At 73.0% G+C, this 23,516-nt stretch carries 20 protein-coding genes; 10 read left to right on the plus strand and 10 right to left on the minus strand.

Annotated features, from left to right (window positions below):
• Positions 1-69: 69 nt before the first annotated feature.
• A complete protein-coding gene (locus R2740_RS09155; protein ID WP_371302379.1) occupies positions 70-2,145 on the plus strand; it encodes a PP2C family protein-serine/threonine phosphatase in 2,076 nt (691 codons plus the stop codon).
• Here R2740_RS09155 and R2740_RS09160 read toward each other — a convergent pair.
• Positions 2,091-2,504 carry an ATP-binding protein gene (locus R2740_RS09160; protein WP_371302380.1) on the minus strand — a complete coding sequence of 138 codons (414 nt, stop codon included), beginning with the start codon at positions 2,502-2,504 and terminating at the stop codon, positions 2,091-2,093. The genes R2740_RS09155 and R2740_RS09160 overlap by 55 nt on opposite strands.
• Positions 2,505-2,760: 256 nt before the next feature.
• Between R2740_RS09160 and R2740_RS09165 the strand changes: the two genes are divergently transcribed.
• From R2740_RS09165 to R2740_RS09180, 4 genes are all read left to right on the plus strand, one after another.
• Complete coding sequence (locus tag R2740_RS09165) at positions 2,761-3,141, plus strand: STAS domain-containing protein (RefSeq protein ID WP_371302381.1); 381 nt, start codon at positions 2,761-2,763, stop codon at positions 3,139-3,141.
• A gap of 129 nt (positions 3,142-3,270) precedes the next feature.
• Entirely contained in the window at positions 3,271-4,098 is an 828-nt protein-coding gene (locus R2740_RS09170; protein ID WP_371302382.1) for a sigma-70 family RNA polymerase sigma factor, read from the plus strand.
• Between the two features lie 50 nt (positions 4,099-4,148).
• Entirely contained in the window at positions 4,149-4,853 is a 705-nt protein-coding gene (locus R2740_RS09175; RefSeq protein ID WP_371302383.1) for a GAF and ANTAR domain-containing protein, read from the plus strand.
• A 134-nt stretch (positions 4,854-4,987) separates the two neighbouring features.
• Positions 4,988-10,516: a carboxyl transferase domain-containing protein gene (locus R2740_RS09180; protein ID WP_371302384.1), complete on the plus strand. Its 5,529-nt coding sequence runs from the start codon at positions 4,988-4,990 to the stop codon at positions 10,514-10,516.
• A 58-nt stretch (positions 10,517-10,574) separates the two neighbouring features.
• Here R2740_RS09180 and R2740_RS09185 read toward each other — a convergent pair whose 3' ends face one another.
• The 3 genes from R2740_RS09185 to R2740_RS09195 all read right to left on the minus strand — a co-directional run bounded on the left by R2740_RS09185 (position 10,575) and on the right by R2740_RS09195 (position 13,528).
• Positions 10,575-11,414 carry a ceramidase domain-containing protein gene (locus R2740_RS09185; RefSeq protein WP_371302385.1) on the minus strand — a complete coding sequence of 280 codons (840 nt, stop codon included), beginning with the start codon at positions 11,412-11,414 and terminating at the stop codon, positions 10,575-10,577.
• A gap of 4 nt (positions 11,415-11,418) precedes the next feature.
• Positions 11,419-12,963 carry an MXAN_6640 family putative metalloprotease gene (locus R2740_RS09190; protein ID WP_371302386.1) on the minus strand — a complete coding sequence of 515 codons (1,545 nt, stop codon included), beginning with the start codon at positions 12,961-12,963 and terminating at the stop codon, positions 11,419-11,421.
• Positions 12,964-13,129: 166 nt separating this feature from the next.
• Positions 13,130-13,528, minus strand: coding sequence for an adenylyltransferase/cytidyltransferase family protein (locus R2740_RS09195; protein WP_371302387.1), 399 nt, complete (start codon positions 13,526-13,528; stop codon positions 13,130-13,132).
• Between the two features lie 113 nt (positions 13,529-13,641).
• Between R2740_RS09195 and R2740_RS09200 the strand changes: the two genes are divergently transcribed.
• Positions 13,642-14,907: a DUF445 domain-containing protein gene (locus R2740_RS09200; protein ID WP_371302388.1), complete on the plus strand. Its 1,266-nt coding sequence runs from the start codon at positions 13,642-13,644 to the stop codon at positions 14,905-14,907.
• 46 nt (positions 14,908-14,953) lie between these two features.
• Entirely contained in the window at positions 14,954-15,169 is a 216-nt protein-coding gene (locus tag R2740_RS09205) for an RNA-binding S4 domain-containing protein (RefSeq protein WP_371302389.1), read from the plus strand.
• A gap of 18 nt (positions 15,170-15,187) precedes the next feature.
• Here the strand turns inward: R2740_RS09205 and R2740_RS09210 are convergent, their stop codons facing one another.
• The 3 genes from R2740_RS09210 to hisN all read right to left on the minus strand — a co-directional run bounded on the left by R2740_RS09210 (position 15,188) and on the right by hisN (position 17,030).
• Entirely contained in the window at positions 15,188-15,556 is a 369-nt protein-coding gene (locus tag R2740_RS09210) for an FKBP-type peptidyl-prolyl cis-trans isomerase (protein WP_371302390.1), read from the minus strand.
• A gap of 42 nt (positions 15,557-15,598) precedes the next feature.
• A complete protein-coding gene (locus tag R2740_RS09215) occupies positions 15,599-16,030 on the minus strand; it encodes a CBS domain-containing protein (protein ID WP_371302391.1) in 432 nt (143 codons plus the stop codon).
• A 109-nt stretch (positions 16,031-16,139) separates the two neighbouring features.
• On the minus strand, positions 16,140-17,030 hold the full coding sequence (hisN, locus tag R2740_RS09220; RefSeq protein ID WP_371302392.1) for a histidinol-phosphatase: 891 nt from the start codon (positions 17,028-17,030) through the stop codon (positions 16,140-16,142).
• Between the two features lie 95 nt (positions 17,031-17,125).
• On the opposite strand from hisN, the gene R2740_RS09225 reads away from it, so the two are divergent.
• A complete protein-coding gene (locus R2740_RS09225; RefSeq protein ID WP_371302393.1) occupies positions 17,126-17,599 on the plus strand; it encodes a DUF2231 domain-containing protein in 474 nt (157 codons plus the stop codon).
• Positions 17,600-17,618: 19 nt separating this feature from the next.
• Here the strand turns inward: R2740_RS09225 and rsgA are convergent, their stop codons facing one another.
• From rsgA to R2740_RS09240, 3 genes are read right to left on the minus strand one after another with little or no spacing between them, the layout of a single operon-like run.
• Positions 17,619-18,608 (minus strand): ribosome small subunit-dependent GTPase A, encoded by a 990-nt coding sequence (gene rsgA / locus R2740_RS09230; RefSeq protein WP_371302394.1) that lies wholly within the window; start codon positions 18,606-18,608, stop codon positions 17,619-17,621.
• 55 nt (positions 18,609-18,663) lie between these two features.
• On the minus strand, positions 18,664-19,944 hold the full coding sequence (gene aroA / locus R2740_RS09235; RefSeq protein WP_371302395.1) for a 3-phosphoshikimate 1-carboxyvinyltransferase: 1,281 nt from the start codon (positions 19,942-19,944) through the stop codon (positions 18,664-18,666).
• Positions 19,945-19,978: 34 nt separating this feature from the next.
• A complete protein-coding gene (locus tag R2740_RS09240; protein WP_371302396.1) occupies positions 19,979-21,697 on the minus strand; it encodes a sigma-70 family RNA polymerase sigma factor in 1,719 nt (572 codons plus the stop codon).
• A gap of 316 nt (positions 21,698-22,013) precedes the next feature.
• On the opposite strand from R2740_RS09240, the gene R2740_RS09245 reads away from it, so the two are divergent.
• Together R2740_RS09245 and R2740_RS09250 are read left to right on the plus strand one after the other, a co-directional pair.
• Positions 22,014-22,682, plus strand: a complete 669-nt coding sequence (locus R2740_RS09245; protein WP_371302397.1) for a hypothetical protein — start codon at positions 22,014-22,016, stop codon at positions 22,680-22,682.
• Between the two features lie 35 nt (positions 22,683-22,717).
• Positions 22,718-23,470 (plus strand): SOS response-associated peptidase, encoded by a 753-nt coding sequence (locus R2740_RS09250; protein ID WP_371302398.1) that lies wholly within the window; start codon positions 22,718-22,720, stop codon positions 23,468-23,470.
• The last annotated feature ends 46 nt before the right edge of the window (positions 23,471-23,516 follow it).

Consider the following 23,516-nt stretch of genomic DNA (forward strand, 5'->3'; position numbering starts at 1 on the left):
CCCCAGGGGCCGACGTCCCACCCCCAGGGGTGTGGCGAGCCTGGTGCGGGGTCTGACCACACTGCCTCTATGGCGAGCCGAGGTCTGTTGAGCGTGCGCGAGGTGCGCCAACGACAGCCTCTGGCGGCGGCCTCGTTCAACCTGGTCGCCGGCCTCGGCGTGGCCGTGCTGGCGGCCGGTCTGGTGCTGCTCGGGCTGCTCGCCACCGACGTGCCGTCCCCGTCGTTCTCGGTGGTCTTCTTCTCCTGGTCGCCGACCGGCGCCGCCGCCGCGCTGCCCATCCTCGCCGCCCGCGCGCACCGCGACCACGACCCGATGCTCGGCTGGTTCGCGGGTGGGCTCGCGGTCAGCCTGGTGGCCATGGTGCTCCAGGTGCTCTCGCTGCCCACGGTGTCACCCGGCGGGGGAGCCCTCGGCACCAGCTCCAACGGGAACGCCGCGCTCTACCTGCTCTTCCATCTCGCGCTCTACGGCGCCGCCCTGGCCGCCGCGGCACGGCTGCCGTCGTGGGCCGCCTGGCCGGTGTCGCTCGCCGGCGTGGTCCTGGCCGCGCTGGTGGCCACCAACCTGGTGCCGCTACCGCAGCTGCTGACGCCGGCGCGTGAGGGCTACACCGACCTGCTGGTCGGAGCCGAGCTGGGCCTCGCCGTGGTCGGCCTGGCGGCGCTGCTGGCCTGGAGCCGGGCGACGGGCAGCCCCACGACCCCGCTGCGGGCCTGGATCGGCGTCGCCCTCCTGGTCAGCGTGCTCGAGCTGGTGCTCAACGCGGTGGCGGCGGAGCGCTACGACGCGATGTGGTGGTCGAGCCTGTCGATGCGGCTGACGACGTTCGGCCTGCTGGCGATCGGCTGCATCGTCACCGTGGTGCGCGAGCTGGGCCGGGTGGAGCGCTACTCCGAGGTGGAGCTGGGGTTCCGGGACCGCGAGATCCAGGGCATGGTCGCGGTCACGGACCTGCTGCTCGCGAACGCCCAGCGGCTGGGGCGCTGTCGGCGGGTCGCCGACGTGGTGCGCGAGGCCGAGGCGACCCTGGTCTCCCTGGCGGGCGTGGACCAGGCCTCGCTGGCCGGTGTCGTCGACGGGTCGGTCCAGGTCGTGAGCGCGCCGACCGGGGCAGTCGACTGGGCAGACGTGCACCGGCGGATCGCGGACGAGCCTGCCGCCTGGTGGGCCGAGACCGGCGAGGAGGCCGCGGCGCGGGGACTGGTCGGGGGTGGCGCGGCGGCCGGGCTGCCGCTGCACGTGTCCGGCGAGCCGGTCGGCTCGCTGGTCGTGGTGGCCGCCGGCGACCGCCCGTGGGGCCCGGCCGACCGGGAGCTGATGACCGGTGTGGCCGAGCAGGTGGGCCAGGCCTTGGTCCGCGCGCAGATGGCCGAGCGAGACCGGGATGCGGCGCTGACGCTCCAGGCGGCGCTGACGCCCGCGGTCCCGACGGATCTGGGCGGTCTGGGGATCGCGTTCCGCTACGTGCCGGCCACCGTGGGGACACAGGTGGGGGGCGACTGGGCGGACTGCTGGCAGCTGCCCGACGGACGGGTGGCGCTGGTCGTGGGCGACGTGGTCGGCAAGGGCCTCGGCGCCGCGGCGACCATGGGGCGGCTGCGGGCCGGCATCCGCGCCCTGGCGGCGGTCGACCCGACGCCGGCCGTGGTGCTGCGGCGCCTGGACGAGATCGAGGCGGAGGCCGGGCCGGGGATGGTCGCGACCGTCCTCTACGCCGTCGTCGACACGGCGACCTGCTGCCTGACCCTGGCCCGGGCGGGTCACCTGCCGCTGGCGCTCGCCGAGGCCTCGGGAGAGGTCGCGCTCGTGGAGGAGGGCGGGTCACCGCCCATCGGGCTCGGCGTTCCGGCACGCTCCCAGAGCGTCCTGCCGCTCCCGGCCGGCTCGGTCATCGCGCTGTTCACCGACGGGCTGGTCGAGCGCCGTGACCAACCCCTCGCGCGCGGCCTCACCGCCCTGCGCGATGCCTTGGCGACGCCGCACGGCGGGGCGGAGGCGACGGCCGACGCACTCATGGCCCTCGCCCCGGAGCACATCGGCGACGACATCGCCCTCCTCGTCGTCACCGTGCCGGGCGAGACCTCGGGTCAGTCGGAGGCCACGATGTCGCACCAGACGCACTTGCCGGAGCCGGTCGAGTAGTGCCCCCACCGCGTCGACACCGCACCCACGATGGACAGGCCGCGACCGCTCGCCGCCGTGGCGGGCACGTGCAGCTCGGTCGGGGGCTTGGGCGAGGCGTCCTCGACCTCGAGCCGGAGACCGCTCGCGATCTCGAGCAGCCGCAGCTCCAGAGGTGGGCTGCCGTGCTCGAGGGCGTTGGACACCAGCTCGCTGGCAGCCAGCGCACACGCCCGCTGGGTCCGCGGCTCGAGCCCGAGCTCGGTCGCGGCCGCCCTCGTGTGTGCGCGGCTGGCCGCGAGGCTGTCGACGTGCCAGCGCAGGGCCGTGGCGAGCAGGACCCGTCCCGGAGCGGTGTCGGGAAACCGTGCGGCAGTCATCGTGTGCTTTCGCTCATCGCTGGACTCAGGGTAGGTCGGGGTGGCCTCGGTTCGGCGGTTCTCGGTGTCGATCATCATGTCGTGCGGGATCTGCTAGCGCAGGGGTGCCCACTTCTCCGACGGCCAAACCCCGTCGTCAGGACCGGTGCCCGCCGCGGTCGCCGTACCTCTAGAATCGGGTCCACCGGCTAGGGGGTCGGCGTTTCACGCAGGCGGCAGCATGAGCACCACCCGGCGAGCACAGGAGCAGGAACGGATGACCACGACCCCCGAGGGCGCAGGGACGCGCTTGGAGCTGCTGGCCTCGGGCCAGGCACTGGTCGCGCTGACCGGCGAGATCGACCTGGCCGTGGTGCCCGACCTGGTCACGGAGTTCGAGTACGCCATCGCTCAGCTCTCCCCGCACGTCGTGGTCGATCTCAACCTGGTCGAGTTCATCGACTCCAGCGGACTGGGAGCCCTGGTCAGGGCGCGCCGGATGGCCCAGGAGCGCGGCGGGGACGTGGTCCTCGTCGGTGCGGTGGAGCAGGTCAGGGAGGTGCTCGCGCTGACCAACCTGGGCGAGCTCTTCACGGTGTTCGAGACGGTCGCCGAGGCGGTCGACGCGCTCCCCGCACCGCCCGCGACCCACGACTGAGCGCTGCGCGACGCGCCGGCCTCTCCGTGGCGCCCTTGCCAAACCCGGCCCGCAGGTGAATACTTGCTCACCGAGTCCACCCGTGGTCACACAGTCGGCTGCACACGGACCCTCTTTCGAGGACGTGTCATGCCTGTGTCGATTGTCCCTGTCACCACTTCTCCCTCCGCCGGTTCCGAGCGTCGCTCGGAGCTGACCGCCGACCTCTTCGACCGGATCGCCGCCACCGACGACCCGAGTGAGCGAGCGAGGCTCACCGACGAGGTCGTGCTGGCCAACCTCGGCGTCGCCGACGCCATCGCCCGCCGCTACCGCCGTCGCGGCACCTCCGCCGACGACCTCGAGCAGGTCGCTCGGCTCGCGCTGGTCAAGGCCGCCCGGTCCTTCCGGCCGGACCGCGGTCATGACTTCCTGAGCTATGCCGTTCCCACGATCCGCGGTGAGGTGCGCCGCTGGTTCCGTGACCACGGGTGGGTGGTGCGGCCGCCGCGCCGCGTCCAGGAGGCGCAGCTGCGGATGACGCCGTACGCCGCGGAGTTCGCCCTGCAGCACGGACGCGACCCTCGGGCCGCCGACTACGTCCGCGACCTGGAGCTCGACGAGGCCACCGTGACGGAGGCCCTCGCCGTCAACGCCTGCTACAGCCCCGACTCGCTCGACCGCCCGGTCGACCCCCAGGGCGACGCGGGCCCGTCGCTGGGTGACCGGCTGGTGGGTGAGGACAGCGCCTTCGAACGCTGCGAGGCGCGCCACATGCTCGAGCCGTTGATCGCCCGCCTGGCGCCGCGTGACCGCCTCGTGCTGCGGCTCCGGTTCGCCGAGGGGCTCACCCAGCGCGAGGTGGGGGAGCACATCGGGGTGACCCAGATGCAGGTCTCCCGGATCATCGCCCGGGTGCTCGGTCAGCTTCGCGTGGAGCTCGGCGTCGACCTCCCGGTCGGGTCCCTGGCCGCGTGACCGACGTGCTTGAATCGCTGCGTCGGCAGGCGGCATCGGGAGGAGCACGCGTGGACGCGAGACACTTCGCCGAGCTCGCCGTCGCCCTCCACGACGAGCCGACGGTCGAGGAGACGCTCGACGAGGTGCTGCGGTTCGCGGTCGACGGCGTGGGTTGCTCGATGGCCGGCGTCGTGTTCGTCCACGGCCGGGGCCGCATCGAGACCGCGGCTGCCACTCATGAGGCGGTCCGCGAGCTCGAGGGCATCCAGGTGGCGGAGGGCTCGGGGCCCGACCTCGAGGTGCTCGACGCCGACGAGGTGATCCGGGTCGACGACACCGGGGCCTGCGACCGGTGGCCCGCCTGGGCGGCGGCCGCGGACCGGCTGGGGGTGGGCAGCCTGCTGGCGGTGCGCCTGCACACGCGGGACACCACGGTGGGCACCCTCAACCTCTACGCGGCCGAGCCGGGGAGCTTCGACGAGGACGATGTCGCGGTGGCCCACATCTTCGCTCGTCACGCGGCGGTCGCGCTCGCCTCGGCGCGCAACCTGCGCAACCTCTGGGAGGCCGTCGACGCCCGCAAGGCGGTCGGTCAGGCCCAGGGGATCCTGATGGAGCGCTACCGGCTCAGCCCCGATCAGGCGATGGCCGTGCTGCTGCGCTACTCCCAGGACGGCAACCTCAAGCTGAGGGTCGTGGCCGAGCAGCTGATCGAGACCACCCGGCTGCCGTCCGACGGGGGCGAGCCGGGCGAGGTGTCCAGCGGCGCGTGAGCTCGGACCGCACCGCGGGCGGCGGCTCGTCGCGACCGCACCACGCCGGGTGCTTGTTGACTCGCCGGTAACCCGCAAACATGGAAGCCTCGGGGGCACGAGTCCCGATCGGCGGGGCCAGCCAGGAGGTCGGGTTGTTCCACCGCATCGCGATCGTCAACCGTGGCGAGGCCGCCATGCGGCTCATCCACGCCGTCCGAGACATCAATGCCGCCCGTGCCCTCGACCCCGCGGGGGAGGCTCCGCTGCGGACGATCGCCCTGCACACCTCCGGTGAGCGCACGGCGATGTTCGCCCGCGAGGCAGACGAGGCCTACGACCTCGGACCCGCCAGCGACCGGCCCTACCTCGACCACACCGTCCTCGAGCGCGCCCTGCGCGAGACCCGGGCCGAGGCCGTGTGGGTCGGCTGGGGCTTCGTCGCCGAGGACCCGGGCTTCGCCGACCTCTGCGACCGGCTCGGCGTGACGTTCATCGGCCCGAGTGCCGAGTCGATGCGCAAGCTGGGCGACAAGATCGGCTCCAAGCTGATCGCCGAGGAGGTCGGGGTCCCCGTGGCGCCCTGGAGCCGCGGTGGTGTCGACACCCTCGAGGAGGCGCTCGCCGCCGCCGAGGGGATCGGCTACCCGCTGATGCTCAAGGCCACCGCCGGCGGTGGCGGACGGGGCATCCGCATGGTCGCGTCGGCCGCGGACCTCGAGGACGCCTACCAGCGCACCCGCGACGAGGCGCAGCGGGCCTTCGGCAGCGGGGTGGTGTTCCTGGAGCGGCTGGTCACCGGGGCGCGCCACATCGAGGTGCAGCTGATCGCCGACGGCCAGGGCACCGCCTGGGCGATCGGCGTTCGTGACTGCAGCATCCAGCGCCGCAACCAGAAGGTCATCGAGGAGTCCGCCTCCCCGCTGCTCGAGACCGAGCAGGCGGCGGAGGTCAAGGCGGCGGCGGAGCGCCTGGCGCTCGCGGTCGGCTATCGCGGCGCCGGCACCGTCGAGTTCCTCTACCACCCCGAGGAGCGGTCCTTCGCGTTCCTCGAGGTCAACACCCGGCTGCAGGTCGAGCACCCGATCACCGAGGTCACCACCGACACCGACCTGGTGAGGCTGCAGATCCACGTCGCGTCCGGCGGCCGGCTCACCGGCGACCGGCCCGTGGAGGACGGCCACGCGATCGAGGCGCGCCTCAACGCCGAGGACCCCGACCGCGACTTCGCGCCGTCGCCAGGGCGCATCGCGCGGCTGGAGCTGCCGGCGGGCCCGGGCATCCGCGTCGACACCGGGGTGGCCGAGGGCGACTCCATCCCTGCCGACTTCGACTCGATGATCGCCAAGATCATCGCCGTCGGCCGCGACCGCGTCGAGGCCCTGGCGCGGCTGCGCCGGGCGATGGCCGAGACCACCGTGGTCATCGAGGGCGGGGCGACCAACAAGTCGTTCATCCTCGACCTGCTGGCCCAGCCCGAGGTGCTCACCGGGGGCGGCGACGGCTGGGCCGACACCGGCTGGATCGACCGGGTCCGCGCCGAGGGCCGGCTGGTCGAGGAGGCGCACTCCGGTGTCGCGCTGATCGCCGCCGCGATCGAGGCCTACGAGGACGAGGAGGCCGTCGAGATCGCCCGGCTGCTGGAGACCGCCCGCGGTGGGCGGCCGCAGGTGCAGCACCAGGTGGGGCAGGCCGTCGACCTCAAGCTCCGCGGGACGACGTACGCCGTCACGGTGGTGCAGAGCGGACCGAGCCGCTACCGGCTGACGCTCGCCGCGGGTGGCGAGCAGCGCAGCGTCGAGGCCGAGCTGGAGAGGCTCGACGACTATCACGCGCGGCTGGTCGTGTCGGGTTGGACCTACCGCGTCGTGACCGCGTCGCAAGGGCCGGTGCACATGGTCGAGGTCGACGGCGTCGCGCACCGGGTGAGCCGGGACGAGGGTGGGGTGCTGCGCTCGCCGGCCCCGGCCCTCGTGGTCGCGACGCCGCTCGCGGTCGGCGATGTGGTCCGCACCGGCCAGCCGGTGCTCGTGCTGGAGTCGATGAAGATGGAGACGGTGCTGCCCGCACCGTTCGACGCGACGGTCAAGGAGCTGCTGGTGATGACCGGCAGCCAGGTCGAGACCGGTGCGCCGCTGATCCGCCTGGAGCCGACCGGCGACGGCGACGAGGAGACGGTCGTCAGCAGCGAGACCGGCCCGGGTCTCGAGCTGCCCGAGGAGCCCGGTCACGAGAGCACCGAGGACCGCGCCCAGCGGCTGCGTGCCGAGCTGTCGGCGGTGCTGATGGGCTTCGACGCCACCGCGGCGGAGTCCCACTCGCTCACCGACTACCTCGCCGTGCGCGAGACGTTGCGCGGGAGCGGCAGCTCGCTGGTCGCCGACGAGCTGCCGATGATCACGCTGTTCGCCGACGTCGCCGAGCTGAGCCGCAACCGCCCCGCCGGCGACGAGCACACCGAGCTGCGCGTGCACAGCTCGCGCGAGCACTTCCACACCTACCTGCAGTCCCTCGACGCCGATCGCGCCGGCCTGCCCGACGCCTACCGGGAGCGGCTGGAGCGGGTGCTCGCCCACTACGGCGTGCCGGACCTGACCCGCACCCCCGAGCTCGAGGAGGCGGTCTTCCGCATCTTCCTCGCCCAGCAGCGGACCGCCGCCGACCTGCGGATCGTGACCACGCTGCTGGAGGAGTGGATGGGCGACCCGCCGCCCTCGGACGGCGCCGCCCACGTGGCGCGCGAGGAGCTGGAGCGGCTGGTCCGGGCCACCCAGCTGCGCTTCCCCGTCGTGGGTGACCTGGCGCGCAGCGTCCGTTTCCGCTGGTTCGACCAGCCGCAGGTCGACGCCGAGCGCAACCAGGTGTTGGCCGGTGTGGAGGCCGAGGTCACCGACCTCGCCGCGCACCCCGACGCCCCCGACCGCGCCGCCCGCATCGACGCGCTGGCGGCGATCCCCGAGCAGATCGTGGGGTTCTTGTGCCGCCGCCTCGCCGAGGGGATTCCCGAGCGCGAGCCGATGCTCGAGGTGCTCGTGCGCCGTCACTACCTGGAGTTCGACCTCCACGACGTGCGCTGTGTGCAGGCCGGGGGGCGCACCTTCGCGGTCGCCGACTATGCCCTCGAGGGGCGGCCGACCCGGATCGTCTCGACGATCGGCACCTCGGCCGAGCTGTTCGACCCGGCCAGTGGGTTCCAGGAGGCCATCGCCGAGCAGCTCGCCGAGCGGGCCGACGGCGACGAGGCCGTGGTCGAGCTCTATGTGTCCTGGCCCGACGCCCCCGCGACGCCCGACGACGCGTCGGCGCGGCTCGCGGCCGGCCTGCAGGCCACCTCCTGGCTGGCCGGCGTACGCCGGGTGGCGGTCGCGGTCTGCAGCCCCGACACCGGGGTCGACTACTACACGCTGCGTTGGGACGACGACCACGCCTCGCTCGTCGAGGACGTCCGGGTGCGGGGCGTGCACCCGATGGTGGGGCGCCGCCTCAACCTCTGGCGGCTGCGGGACTTCGAGGTCACCCGCCTCGACGCGCCCGCCGACGTGCTGCTGTTCGACTGCGTCGCGCGGAGCAACCCGACCGACCGACGCCTGGTGGCGATGTCGCAGGTGCGTCAGCTGGCCGTCGTCCGCGACGAGGAGGGGCGGGTGATCGGCCTGCCACACGCCGAGCGTGCGGTCGAGAACTGTCTCGAGGCGATCCGCCGCGCCCGCACCTCCCTGGCGGGACCCGGGGTCCGCTTCGACATGAACCACGTGTGGGTCCAGGTGTGGCCGGTCGTCGAGGCCGACCTCGAGCAGCTCACCGCCCTCCAGGGCAAGATCACGCCGCTGAGCGAGGGAGCCGGCCTGGAGGAGGTCGTCGCGCAGGGGCGGATCCTCGGCGACGACGGGACCGCGACCCCGATCGCGATCCGCTTCGCCTCGCGGCCCGGGGCCGGCGTCAGCGCCGAGATCGACGCGCCTCCGACCGAGCCGCTCAAGCCGCTCGACGACTACGCCGGCAAGGTGCTGCGCGCGCGCCGGCGCGGCCTGGTCTACCCCTATGAGCTGCGCGAGGTGCTGGCGGGCCCGCACGGCTCGTTGGTCGAGTACGACCTCGACGACACCGGGCGGCTGGTCCCGGTCGACCGGGCGCCCGGCCTCAACAAGGCCGGCATCCTCTGCGCGGTGGTCACCACGCCCACGGACATCTACCCCGAGGGGATCACCCGGGTGCTGCTGTGCGGTGACCCGACGAAGGCGCTGGGGGCGGTGGCCGAGCCGGAGTGCAGCCGGATCATGGCGGCGCTCGACCTGGCCGAGGAGCTCGGCTGCCCGCTGGAGTGGTTCACGCTGAGCGCCGGCGCCCGGATCTCGATGGACTCCGGCACCGAGAACATGGACTGGGTGGCCGCGGCGCTCAAGCGGATCGTCGACTTCACCCAGGCCGGCGGCGAGATCAACCTCGTGGTGGCCGGCATCAACGTGGGCGCCCAGCCCTACTGGAACGCCGAGGCGACCATGCTGATGCACACCAAGGGCATCCTGGTGATGACGCCCGACAGCGCCATGGTGCTGACGGGCAAGCAGTCGCTGGACTTCTCCGGAGGCGTGTCGGCGGAGGACAACTACGGCATCGGCGGCTACGACCGGGTGATGGGACCCAACGGCCAGGCCCAGTACTGGGCGCCCGACCTGGCCGGCGCCTTCGCCATCCTGATGTCCCACTACGCGCACACCTATGTCGCTCCCGGGGAGCAGCGCCCGCGCCGGGCGACGACCGACGACCCCGTCGACCGCGACGTGACCCTGTCCCCGCACGCCTCGGCCGGGAGCGACTTCACCAGCCTCGGCGAGATCTTCTCGCCGCAGACCAACCCGGACCGCAAGAAGGGCTTCGACATCCGCACCGTGCTGCGGGCCGTCGCCGACCAGGACCACCAGACCCTCGAGCGCTGGGCCGGCATGGCCGACGCCGAGACCGCGGTGGTGTTCGACGCCCGGCTCGGTGGCCACTCCGTGTGCCTGCTCGGCATCGAGTCGCGGCCGGTGCCGCGGCGCGGCTTCCCGCCCACCGACGGACCCGACACCTACACCGCGGGCACGCTGTTCCCGAGGTCGTCCAAGAAGGCCGCCCGGGCGATCAACGCCGCCAGCGGTCGCCAGCCACTCGTGGTGCTGGCCAACCTGTCGGGGTTCGACGGCTCGCCGGAGTCGATGCGCAACCTCCAGCTGGAGTACGGCGCCGAGATCGGCCGCGCGATCGTCAACTTCGACGGGCCGATCGTCTTCGTGGTGATCTCCCGCTACCACGGCGGCGCCTTCGTGGTGTTCTCCAAGCGCCTCAACGACCGGATGACCGTGCTCGCCGTCGAGGGCTCGTTCGCGTCGGTGATCGGCGGCGCTCCCGCGGCCGCGGTCGTCTTCGCCGGCGAGGTCGAGAAGCGGACCGCGGGTGACCCGCGGGTCAAGGAGCTGGAGCACCGGATCGGCGGCGCCGCGGGCACCGAGCGGTCGGTTCTCCAGGTGGAGCTCGCCGAGCTGCGGGCCTTGGTCCGCGCCGAGCGGATTAGCGAGGTCGCCCGCGAGTTCGACGGCGTCCACGACATCCATCGCGCGGTGAGCGTCGGCTCGGTCGACGAGGTCATCGCCGCGCGCGACCTGCGGCCCAAGATCATCGGAGTGCTCGAACGCGAGCTGGGCTGAGCCCTCCGCGGGCCAGGTGGAGGGCCGTGGTCCGCTTCCGGTGGCCGAGGGCTGGTCCTCAACCGTGGGCGCGGGCCGCTCCCTGCGGGAGGCTCTCGCGCGGGAGACCGGTGGGTCGCTCGCTGGCGTAGTAGCGGAACAGCAGGTAGGCCGACACGGCGCCGAGCAGGTGCCACACGGCGTGCCCCTGCAGCAGCGAGTGGGGGTCGCACAGGCCGGCGTTGGTGGCGATCCACACGGCGAAGGCGAGCGCCATCGTCGCGCCGGCCGCGACGGCGTACCGACCGTCGGCGGCGATCCGTGCCGACCGCACCATCCGCAGCTCCAGGCTCAGCGCGACCACCAGCAGCACGCCGAAGGCGAGGTTGCCGGGCACGTGCACCAGCGGCACGTCGACGGGGAGAGCGCCCACGAGCTCGCAGCCGCCGAGCAGCAGTGCGAAGAGGAGCGCGACGAGGGGCGTGCCCCCGCCACGGTGCCGGGCGAGGGCGTAGGCCGCCGCGAAGCTCGCGACGAGGTACATGCTGAGCAGGTCGAGGTGGCCACCCCACGCCGACTGGGTGGCATGCATGGCGGCGCTGGCCGGACCGAGCAGCACCACGACCACGGCGTAGCCGGACACCAGCCCCGTGGCGCGGATCAGCCCGGTGCCGCGCGCCCGGGGCCAGCGAGCCTGCCACCCCACGGCGAGCCCGGCGACCACGAACCCGAGGTTGGACCAGGTGTTGGCCGGCTGCAGCACCGGCCCCGATCGGGCCGCCTCGCAGAAGTTCGCCCCCCGACCCACGTCCGGTCCGAGCGCGCCGGTGGTCACCGCCCAGGCCAGCAGCCCGACAGAGAGAACCGCCGCCGTCCCGGCCGCGAGCAGCGGCTGGAACGACGGCGGTCGGTGGTTCATCGGGTCATGCGGGCGGCAGCACCCTGCCCTTGAACGTGAAGGGCTTGCTGTCGTCCTTCGGCTGGCCGTAGCAGGAGTACGTCGGGCCAGACGTCCAGCAGTTGAAGCGGGTCGAGGCGTTGCCCATCGTCAGCGTCACGCTCGCCGTGTTGGTGAAGTTGAAGCCGACGGTCTTGCTGCCCTTGCCCTTGCCGTTGAGCGCGATCTGGCTGCGCACGACCGAGCCGTCCTTCTTCTGGACCAGCACCATGGCGACCGGCGAAGCCTTGCTGTCCGGACCGTCGACGACGACCTTGAGCCGGTAGTTGCCGGTGAGCGAGGAGTTGGGGACCCACTGCGCGTTGCGCGACGCGAGGTGGTTGATGCCGGCCTTGTCGCCGCCGCTCATCGTCGTCGTGCTGAGCGCGTAGGGGAACTGGATGGGAGCGCCGCTGCCGGGCCAGGTCGAACCCTCGGCCCAGAACTTGCCGGGCAGCGTCAGGCCGGAGGCGTAGGCGATGAAGTTGCTCTTGAAGCCGCCCTTGTTCGCGAGCACCGTCTTGAGCGCCTGGATGGAGTACTGGTCGGGCGCGCCCTTGTAGGTCGCGGCCTTCTTCCAGACGTTCTTGACCAGCCCGTTGCCCTTGCGCTGGGTGAGGTACTCCCAGAACGCCCAGTTGCCGTACTGGTTGCCGCCGCCGCTGACGAAGGTGTCGAGCGCCTCGGACGGCGAGCCGAGCTGGCCGTAGGGGAGGTACTGGACGTTGTCGTTGACGTCGTCGGCGTAGCGCTCCTCCATCCAGGTGGCCGTCGACTCCATGAACCAGCGGTCCTCGGCGGCGTCGTAGGCGAACTGCACGGCGTGGAAGAACTCGTGGGCCGCGGTCACCTCGAGGCTGTTGAGCGCCGGCGCGCCGCCGAACTGGCCGGGCGCGAAGTCGTCGTCGAGCACGCAGTAGCCGGAGTAGGTGTACTTGTACTTCTTCTTCTCCGGGGCGCAGTAGCCGTAGAGGCCCTTGGAGCCGACGTCCTTGAGGTAGACGTCGAGCTTGCTGTTGCCGCCCTTGGTGCCGTCGCCCAGGGGCTTCTTGTAGCCCATCTGGCCGACCTCCTTCTTCCACACCTGGTTGAGCTGCTGCAGGGTGGTGTCGGCCCAGCCGGCCGGTGGCACGTCGGCGTCGGTGCCCGGCGCGGTCACCCAGTGCAGGCAGACGTACTGCGAGCACTTCTTGGTCTTGGTGGTCCCCGGGGCGTAGCCGTCACCGAAACGGTCGGCGGCGCCGTCGGTGGGCCGGGCGAGCAGCCCGGCGGCACGCTGCCGGTCGGTGCCGGCGAGCCGAGGCATGGCGAGCCGGAGCTCGGTGAGCGCCATGGTGGCCTCGGGGTCGGACGCGGCCGGCTTGCCGTCGAGCACGCGCTCCGCGACCTGCAGCGCCCGGGAGGCGGCCTGGTCGGGGAGGGTGGGCAGGTCGGGCCGGGTGCCACCCGGGTCGGCCGCCGTCGGCAGCACGGGCAGGGCGACGGCGGCGGTGGCGACCGCCACCACGGCTGCGGCCAGGGTGCGACGCATGAGTTGGTTCCCCCCAGTGATGGATGCTGGTGAGCGTGGCGGGCGCCTCCAAGCGCCCACGCCCCCAGGGAGCGGACCCAGCCGGTCCCCGGCGCGGCCCACCATACGCGATGTCCCCCCGCGCCGCACGACGATCGCGATCCTGGTGGAAGCGCGTCGGACCCGCTCAGGCGATGCCGGAGATCTTCTCGATCAGCGCGGTCGTCGAGATCGCCGGCGTGCGTGGGAGGTAGACGACCTCGCAGACGTCGGCCATGTCGTCGAAGCGGCCCTTCCAGTCGTCGCCCATCACCAGCACGTCGGCGTGGTAGGTCCGGATGTAGTCGCGCTTGAGCTCGAGGCTCTCCTCCAAGAACACCTCGGACACCGGCTTGAGGGCGGCCACGATGGCCATCCGCTCGCGCTCGGAGAAGACCGGCTCGCGGCCCTTCTTGCGCAGGTTGAGCGCGTCGGCGGACACTCCCACGACCAGCCGGTCGCCGAGGGCCGCGGCGCGCTCGATGACCCGGAGATGGCCGACGTGGAACACGTCGAAGGTGCCGAAGGTGATCACCGTGCGGGTCATGCGGCGCATTATGCCGGGCCGGGCGCCGAGGCCCGCTTCGCGCGGCGTGTACGGCGGGGCGCGCGCCGCCGGCGTACGACGGCTGGAGGGGGCGTAGGACAGAATCGGTCGCGATGAGCGTCCCCCTGTCCCTGATCACGCCCGACCCGGCCGCCGACGAGCAGCGTCGTCGGGGGCTGCGCCGGATGCGCAGCGTCGCGGGGGCGCTGCTGCTGGCGGCGGCCGCGGTCTATCTCGCGACCCGTGACCTGGACGGCTGGTGGGGCTACGTCAACGCGGGGGCCGAGGCGTCGATGGTCGGCGCGATCGCCGACTGGTTCGCCGTCACCGCGCTGTTCCGGCACCCGCTCGGCCTCCCGGTGCCGCACACCGCCCTGGTGCCCAAGCGCAAGGACGAGCTCGGCCGCGGCCTGGAGGAGTTCGTGGGCGAGAACTTCCTCCAGGAGTCGATCATCCGGGACCGGGCCCTCTCCGCCGAGATCTCGGCTCGGGTGGCGACCTGGCTCGCCGAGCCGGCGAACCGCCGCCGGGTCGTCGACGAGGTCGCGGAGGTGGCCGCGATCGGCCTCGACAAGATCACCGACGAGCACGTGACCGACCTGGTCACCGAGGCGCTGGTGCCGCGGTTCCGTGAGGAGCCGGTGGCTCCGCTGCTCGGGGGACTGCTCGCCGAGACCGTCCGCGACGACCTGCACCACGGGTTGGTGGACCTCACCCTGACCGAGCTGCTGCGCTGGCTCGAGCACAACCCCGAGACCTTCACCGAGGTGCTGGCCGAGCGCGCCCCGTGGTGGGCACCGGAGCGGCTCAACACCGCCGTCACCACGCGGCTGCACACCGAGGCGGTGCGATGGGTGCGGGAGATCCGCGCCGACCCCCGGCACCACGCCCGCGCGGCGTTCGACTCGATGCTGGCGCAGCTCGCCGACGACCTGCTGCACGACGCCGACACCCAGGCTCGCGCCGAGCGGCTCAAGGAGCGGGTCCTGGACCACCCGGCCGTGCTCGACTCGGCGGTCTCGCTGTGGAACGCCCTGCGCCGGGCGCTGCTCGGGTCGCTGCGTGACCCCGAGGGCGCCGTCCGCCTGCGGCTGGAGCGGGAGCTGGGCGCGTTCGCGACCAGGCTGGCCGGCGACGCCGAGCTCCGCGACCGGCTGGACCGGACCGCCGCCGACCTGGCCGTCTTCGCCGTCGACCGCTACGGCGCCGAGGTGACCGCGGTGATCACCCACACGATCGAGCGGTGGGACGGCCGGGAGGCGGCCCGCCGGATCGAGCTGCACGTCGGCCGCGACCTGCAGTTCATCCGGATCAACGGCACCATCGTGGGCGGTCTGGTCGGCGTGGCCATCCATGCGGTCAGCCAGCTGCTGCCCTGACCGACGCGCGCGGCCGCCCGCGGGACGCGGATGGGAGGATGCCGGGGTGAGCGAGGTGCGTGACGTGGCGATCCGGGACGACTCGATCCGGCTCGGTCAGTTCCTCAAGCTGGCCGACCTGGTCGACACCGGGGCCGACGCCAAGCCACTGGTGCAGTCGGGCCGGGTGCTGGTCAACGGTGCGCCCGAGACCAGGCGCGGCCGCCAGCTCCGCCGCGGCGACGTGGTCGAGGTGGGCGGCGCCGCGGCGCGGGTCGGCTGACGGGCCGGACCGACGGGCTCAGCCCACGCCGAGCAGGTCGACGACGAAGATCAGCGTCTCGCCGGGCTTGATCACGCCGCCGGCCCCGCGGTCGCCGTAGCCGAGGTGAGGAGGGATGACCAGCTGACGGCGGCCGCCGACCTTCATGCCCTGGACGCCCTGGTCCCAGCCCGGGATGACCTGGCCCACGCCGAGCCGGAACTGCAGCGGGGTACCGCGGTTGTAGGACGCGTCGAACTCCTCGCCGGTGGAGTGCGCCACCCCCACGTAGTGCACCGACACCGTCGACCCGGCAGCGGCCTCGGCACCGTCGCCCTCGACCAGCTCGGTGACCACCAGGTCGGTGGGCGGTTCGGGGTCGAAGAACTCGATCTCGGGCTTGTCCACGAGGGCTCCTGCCTCTGCTGTCGGGGTGGGTCGGGTCGGTCGTCAGCTCTGGTGGACGTAGCTGTCGAGCTGGTCGCGCTCGAACTCCAGCTCGGCCATCCGGTGCTTGACCACGTCGCCGATGCTGATGATGCCGGCGAGCCGGCCGTCCTGGACGACCGGCACGTGCCGGAAGCGGCGCTCGGTCATCAGGGCGCGGACGTCGTCGAGCGAGGAGTCGGGCTCGCAGGTGTAGACGTCGGCGGTCATGATGGCCGACACCGGGCTGTCGAGCACCTCGGCGTCACTGTGGAGCCGGCGGACCACGTCACGCTCGGAGATGATGCCGTCGACGGTGCCGCCGTCGGCGCTCACGATCAGCGCACCGATGTTGTACTGCGCCAGCAGCGCGAGCAGCTCGCGCACCGACGAGTCGGGGGTGATGGTCACCACGTCCTGGCTGGGCTTGCCCTTGATCACGTCGTGAATGCGCATCGGCGGTGCCTTTCTGTCGGGGCATCTCCTGGAACTCCACGCTAACGCTCCGGGTGAGGCTCACGGAAGGTGCCCTCCCGACTCCTGGACCGGCGAGGCCGCGTGCGGGTCAGTCCAGGTCGTCCTCCACGAGACGCACCCGGGAGCGCAGCTCGCTGACCGAGCCCGGTCCGCGGCCCGGGTCGTCGGGGTCGGTGTCGCCGTCGGGCAGTGCCCCGAGGAAGGACAGCGCGGCGTCGTGCAGGTGCCCGTTGGAGGCCAGGGCGTTGCCGCCCCACGGACCGTCGCTCCCGTCGAGCGAGGTGAACCGGCCACCCGCCTCGCGCACGATCACGTCGAGGGCGGCCATGTCGTAGACCGCCAGCTCCGGCTCGGCGACCAGGTCGACCGCGCCCTCGGCGAGCAGCATGTAGGACCAGAAGTCGCCGTAGGCCCGGGTCCTCCAGCACCGTCGCGACAGCGCGAGGAAGTCGTCGAGGCGACCCCGCTCCTCCCAGCCGCCGAGGGAGGCGTAGGACAGCGAGGCGTCCTCGAGCCGGCGTACGTCGGAGACCTGGCAGCGCGAGGCCTTGAGCAGCGAGCGCCCGGTCCAGGCACCGTGCCCGCGGGCCGCCCACCAGCGGCGCTGGAGCTGGGGCGCGGAGACGACACCGAGGACCACCTCGTCGTCCACCGCCAGCGCGATCAGCGTGGCCCACACGGGCACCCCGCGCACGAAGTTCTTGGTGCCGTCGATCGGGTCGACGATCCACTGCCGCTGGCTGTGGCCGGTGCTGCCGTGCTCCTCGCCGAGCACGGCGTCGCGGGAACGCACTCGCGACAGCGTGCGCCGGATCGCCTCCTCCGCCGCCAGGTCGGCCTCGGTCACCGGCGTGAGGTCGGGCTTGCTCATCACGTGCAGGTCGAGGGCCTTGAACCGGGCCTGGGTGAGCGAGTCGGCGTCGTCGGCGAGCACGTGGGCCAGCCGCAGGTCGTCGGTGTAGTCCGGGCCGTCGCTCATGGGACCAGGCTATTGCCCGGGGCGCCCGACGCGGCGCAGCGGCTCGTACGAAGGTACAAGCGCACGACGCGCCTCGACTTGGCTACCGTCGGACCATGGAGATCTCCGGGCTTCCCGCTCACCCCCTCGTCGTCCATGCCGTCGTGGTGCTGACACCGCTCGCCGCGCTCGCGGGGCTGGTCTACGCCGCGACACCGAGGTGGCGCTATGCCCTGCGCTGGCCGTTGGTGCTGCTCACCGCGATCGCGTTCGTGGCCGCCTTCGTCGCCGCGGCCTCGGGCCAGTCGCTGCTCGACGCCCGCGGGCTCGGGCAGCTCGAGTCGGTGCGCACCCACCGGGAGGCCGGCACCCTGCTGCGCAACATCCTCGGCCCCTACCTGCTCGTCGTGGTGCTGGCGGCCTACCGGCTCGGTGGCCCGAGCGGGCTGGTCTCGGGGCGCGGTGACCGGCCGCTGCGTGGCGGGGCGGTCGATGTCGCGGTCTCGGTGCTCCTCGCGCTGGCCTCGGTCGCCGTGCTGGCCCTGGTGATCCGCGCCGGCGACACCGGCGCCCGTGCGGTCTGGGGCTGAGCGCTCACGCTGCCGAGCGTCAGGACGCGTCGTAGCGCGCGGCCAGCAGCCGGCGGAACGACTCGACCCGCTCCGGGTCGGCGCGGCCGGCGGCGAGCGCCTCGTCGAGCCCGCACTCCGGCTCGTCGGTGCCGTGCGTGCAGCCCCGGGGGCAGTCCTCGGTCATCTCGTCGAGGTCGGGGAACGCCTCGATCAGGTGCTCCGGCTGCACGTGGGCCAGCCCGAAGGACCGGATGCCCGGGGTGTCGATGATCGCGCCCCCACCGGCCAGCGGCAGCAGCACCGCGCTGGTGGAGGTGTGCCGACCGCGACCCGTGACGGCGTTGACGCGGCCGATCTCGCGGTTGGCGTCGGGCACCAGGGCGTTGACCAGCGTCGACTTGCCCACACCGCTGTGCCCGATCAGCACGCTGGTGCGGCCGGCCAGCCGGTCGCGCAGCGGCTCCAGGTCGCCGCCGCGCCGGGTCACCACCCACGGCACCCCCAGGGAGCGGTAGGTGTGGAGCAGCTCGTCGGGCGAGGCGAGGTCGGCCTTGGTCAGGCACAGCAGCGGCGCCATGCCCGCGTCGTACGCCGCCACGAGGGCGCGGTCGATCAGCCGCGGTCGCGGCTCCGGGTCGGCGAGCGCCGTGACGACGACGAGCTGGTCGGCGTTGGCCACGATCACCCGCTCGACGGGGTCGTCGTCGTCGGCGGTGCGACGCAGCACGGTCGCTCGGTCGCGCACCTCCACGATCCGGGCCAGGGAGCCGTCGCGGCCGGAGACGTCGCCGACGACGCGGACCCGGTCACCGACCACCACGCCCTTGCGGCCGAGCGGCCGGGACTTCATCGCCGTCACCGTCGTGCCGTCGGCGTCGAGGGAGAGCGTGTAGCGGCCACGGTCGACGGTGACGACGCTGGCGTCGACGGCGTCGTCGTAGGCCGGCCGCTCCTTCGTGCGCGGACGGGTCCGCCGACGGGGGCGCTCGTAGTGCTCGTGGTCGTGCTCGTCGTAGCGCCCGGTCACCGGCGCCCCGTCCTCACGGGAGGGCCCTCACGGCAGGGTCCTCACGGCAGCCGCCTCACCGCAGGCGCTCCCAGAACTCCGCGAAGTCCGGGAAGGTCTTGGAGGTGGTGGCGATGTTCTCGACGGACACGTCGTCGACGGCCGAGCCGAGGATCACACCCGCGTGGGCCATCCGGTGGTCGGCGTAGGTGTGGAACACGCCGCCGTGCAGCGTCGCGGGACGCAGGTCGAGGCCATCGGCACGCTCGGTCACGTCGGCGCCCAGCCGGCCCAGCTCGGCCGCCAGGGCGGCCAGGCGGTCGGTCTCGTGGCCGCGGATGTGTGCGACCCCGCGCAGGTGCGAGGGGCCCTCGGCCAGGGCGCAGAGCGCGGCGACCGCGGGCGTGAGCTCTCCGACGTCGTGGAGGTCGAGGTCGACGCCCTGGAGCGCGCCGGTGCCGCTCACCCGCAGTCCCTCGTCGACGAACCCGACCTCGCAGCCCATCAGGGTCAGGATCTCGCGCAGCATGTCACCGGCCTGGGTGGTCTCGCGCGGCCAGTCACGCACCACGACGCTGCCTCCGGTGACCGCGGCGAGCGCCAGGAACGGTGCGGCATTGGACAGGTCGGGCTCGATGAGGTGGTCCACGGCCCGGACCGTGCCCGGCGCGACCGCCCAGCGGTTGGCGTCGGCGTCATCGACCTCGACCCCGTGCTGACGGAGCATCGCCACGGTCATGTCGATGTGGGGGAGCGAGGGCACCGGCTTGCCGACGTGGCGCACGTCGACGCCGTCGTCGTAGCGTGCTCCGGCCAGCAGCAGGGCCGAGACGAACTGCGAGGACGCCGAGGCATCGACCACCACGGTGCCGCCGGGGACCGACCCGGTGCCGGCAATGCTGAACGGCAGCGCCCCGCGGCCGCCGTCGTCGACCAGGACCCCGAGCGAGCGCAGCGCGGCGAGCACCTCGCCCACCGGCCTCAGGCGCATGTGCGGGTCGCCGTCGAAGGTGACGACGGCCGTCGACAGCGCCGCCACGGGCGGCACGAACCGCATCACGGTGCCGGCCAGCCCGCAGTCGATCCGGGCGGGCCGGTCGAAGACGCCCGGCCGCACCGCCCAGTCGTCGTCGCCCGTCTCGACCTCGGCGCCCAGGGCGTCGAGCGCGGCCGCCATCAGCAAGGTGTCGCGAGAACGCAGCGCGCGGCGCACGACGCTGGGGCCGTCGGCGATCGCGGCGAGCAGCAGAGCGCGGTTGGTGAGCGACTTGCTGCCGGGGAGCGTCACCGTGACCTGCACCGGACCGGTGGGGCGCGGCACCGGCCACGGATCCACGGAGGCGGGCAGCGCGGTCACCCGCGCAGCCTATCGAGCGCGCACCGGGAGAGGCTCAGCGGCGCAGCGTCAGGCCGGAGCCCGAGGGGCGGTCCGACGGCTGGGTCGCGACCCGCGCCGCCTCGAGCGCGGGGACGTCCACGGTCACCGAGTCGTTGGTCGTGTCTGCGTTGGGCGTGTCGGCACCTGGCAGCATCGTGAACCGGATCCACGCCGACTGCTTGGGCGGCCGCTCGGAGACCAGCGACAGCGTGGTGCTGTGCTCGGCGTTGCCGGCGATGTCACACACCACCGCGTGAGGGCTGAGCTTGGTGCACCCGCCGCTGCCACGGAACACCAGGTTGTCGCTCAACGTGATCTGCATCGGCACGGTGTCGCCCGGGTTGATGCCGGTGATCGTCACGGTCACCGTGTAGTTGGCTCCCGGACCCGCCACCCCGGAGGCGGCCACCGCGACGTCGGTCGACAGCGGCGTGTCGGTGGGGCTGGTGGAGTCGGTGGGGCTGGTGGAGTCGCTCGGGCTGGTGGAGTCGCTCGGGCTGGTGGAGTCGCTCGGGCTGGTGGAGTCGCTCGGGCTGGACGAGTCGGTCGGGCTGGACGAGTCGGTCGGGCTGGACGAGTGGCTCGGGCGGCTCGAGTGGGTGGGGTCGATTGACGCCGTGTCATCGGTCGAGGGGGAGTCCCCCGCGGTCGAGGCGTCCGACGGTGAGTCCGACGGCGGGACCACGGCGGGCGCCGAGGCGTCGTCGGAGGGACCGACCTCGAGAGGCGTGCTCCCCTCGTCGGAGCCGCGCCGCTTGGCGGTTCCCGGGGAGCGCTGGGCGTCGCCCGCCGAGCTGGGGGCGGCCACGCCGGGCGCGGTGTCCGCGGCGCTCAGCGCGCTGTTGTCGTGGCCGTTGATGGTGAGCATCGCCGTGCCGGCGATCACCGCGGTGACCGCGACACCCGCGACGGCGGTCGCCGGGGCGTTGGCGGCGACGAAGTCGCGCGCCCGGTCGACCAGCAGCAACAGCCCGCCCTTGGTGACCGCACCGCTCGCGGCGGCGACGTACGCCGTGGCCGCGCTGCCGAGCAGCAGCGGCGCGAGGATGCCGGCGAGGTCGGAGTTGACCTCGGTGAGCTCGAGGTAGATCGCCATGCACTTGCGGCACTCGTCGAGGTGCTCCTCGACCTTGGTCGCGTCGCGCCGGCTGATGCCGTTGCGGACGTAGGCCCCCAGGTGCTGGTGGGTCCAGCGGCAGGTGTCGTCGTCCATCTCCTGCGCGTGCATGTTGAGGAACGCCTGGCGCAGACCCTCCCGGGCGCGGTAGGCCAGCGCGGAGACGGAGTTGGCCGACATGCCGAGCATCGGTGCGATGTCGGCGGGCTTCTGGCCCTCGACCTCGAGGTGCCACAGCACCAGCTGCCAGCGCTCGGGCAGGGACGCGAACGCCTTCGCCGCCGCCTCGCTCTCGAAGCCCTCGACGGCGGTGTCCTGGAACGGCGTCCCGGGGTCGAACGGCGTGAGGTCGTCGGTCGTCGTCAGCTTGGCGCCGGCCCGGATCTTGTCGACGTGCAGCCGCCGGACGGCGGTCAACAGATAGGCGCGGAACGCGATGTCCGGGCCGCCGCCGCGCTGCAGGACGCCCAGCACCTTCGCGAAGGCGTCGGAGACCAGGTCGTCGGCGTCGGCGGCCGGCACCAGCTGCCGGGCCAGGCGGCGGGCCGCCTCCGAGTGCCGTGCGAAGAGCTCGCCGTAGGCGTCGATGTCACCGCCGCGGACGGCCGAGATCAACTCGGCGTCGGCGGGGCCGTCTACGCGTGGAAGTGTCGAGCTCACATCTATACCAACGGAGGGGGAAGCAACTGATGACGCCAGTCTAGGGGTCGAGTTCTCGCCTGTATGGACGTTTCGGCACGGAAATCTCTCCCCGAAACCGCGTCATGACCCCCTCAGTGGCGCGTCTCACTCCCGAAGGACAACCACCCGAGGGGGTACAGACGTGGGCATTTTCGCGTTGCGTTCGCGCACCGCGCCCGCGGTGGACCCCGGGGCGGGCGCCACGATTCCCGAGCCGGTGCGGATGGGGTTGCCGCCGAGGTTCGAGGCCGTGGCAGAGATGCTCGCCTCGGGGTCCGACTCCACCTCGGAGGCCTGCGCGGTCGCCGGGTCGCTGCTCGCCAAGGACGGCGCCTCCCTCGACGAGGCGCTGGCGGCGCTGCAGACGACGTACCAGACGATCCTGGGCACCGACCCGGCGTACGACGACGTGCGCACGGTCGCCCGATCGTGGAGCGACGCGGTGCTGGCGTATGTCCACCAGATGGCGTGCGACGACCCGATGACCGGGCTGTCCAGCCTCGCACACGTCCGAAGCCGGCTCTCGGAGCTGTACCGGGGAGAGCTCCGAGGGTCGGATCGGGTGCGTGACGAGTACGCCCTGGTGGTGGCCGAGGTGCCCGCCGAGGCGGACCCGCACGGCGCCGACCATGACGTGCCGACGCGACAGCGCCAGGAGATGCTCACCCGCACCATGCGGCTGGCCGAGCTCGGTGACACCGCGCGCACCGTCTTCTCCGGCACCGAGACCATCGGCCGGCTGGGTCCCGATCGCGTGGTCGTCGTGGCCCGTCGCGACGAGCGGCTCGGCCAGCGGGTGGCGCTGCTGCGCAAGATGGCGCGCACGGTGGAGGCGACCGGCGTCCGCGTCTGGATCGAGGGCCTGCCGAGCGACGACGGGGTGGCCGCCCTCCTGCTCGACGAGCTGGCCCGGACCTGAGCCGCCGCGCTCGCCGACGCCCCTAGGCTGGTCGCATGTGCGGTCGCTACGCCTCCAGTCGTCGGCCCGAGGACCTCATCGAGGAGTTCGAGGTCGAGGAGTCGAGGGTCGAGACGCCGTTGGAGCCCGACTACAACGTGGCGCCCACGAAGCCGGTCTACGCGATCCTGGAGCGCCCACCGTCGCGTGAGAGCGACGAGCCTCCGCAGCGCCAGCTCCGGGTGCTCACCTGGGGGCTGCTGCCGTCCTGGGCCAAGGACCCCAAGATGGCCAGCCGGCTGATCAACGCGCGAGTGGAGACCGTCGCCGAGAAGCCGGCGTACCGACGGGCCTTCGCGGCGCGACGCTGCCTGCTGCCCGCCGACGGCTACTTCGAGTGGTACCCCACCTCGCAGACCACGGCCTCCGGCAAGCCCCGCAAGCAGCCGTTCTTCATCCGTCCCCGCGACCACGGGGTGGTGGCGATGGCGGGCCTCTACGAGATCTGGCGCGACCCCGAGCGCGCCGATGACGACCCGGAGCGCTTCCGGTGGACCTGCACGGTGCTGACCACGCAGGCCGAGGACGAGCTGGGCCATATCCACGACCGGATGCCGATGATGGTCGAGCCCGATCGGTGGTCGGCGTGGCTCGACCCGACGGCGCGGGGTGACGAGCTGCGCCGGCTGCTGGTGCCCGCCGCCCCGGGTGCGCTCGAGGCCTACCCCGTCCCGGTCCTGGTCAACAACGTGCGCAACAACGGTCCCGAGCTCGTCGAGCCGCTCCCGCTGCACGAGGCCGAGGGATAGGCCTCGGGCGACCGGTCCGGCCGGGCCGGGCTGCTGGCATGATGCG

This window comes from Nocardioides sp., assembly GCF_041393715.1.
Classification (GTDB): domain Bacteria; phylum Actinomycetota; class Actinomycetes; order Propionibacteriales; family Nocardioidaceae; genus Nocardioides.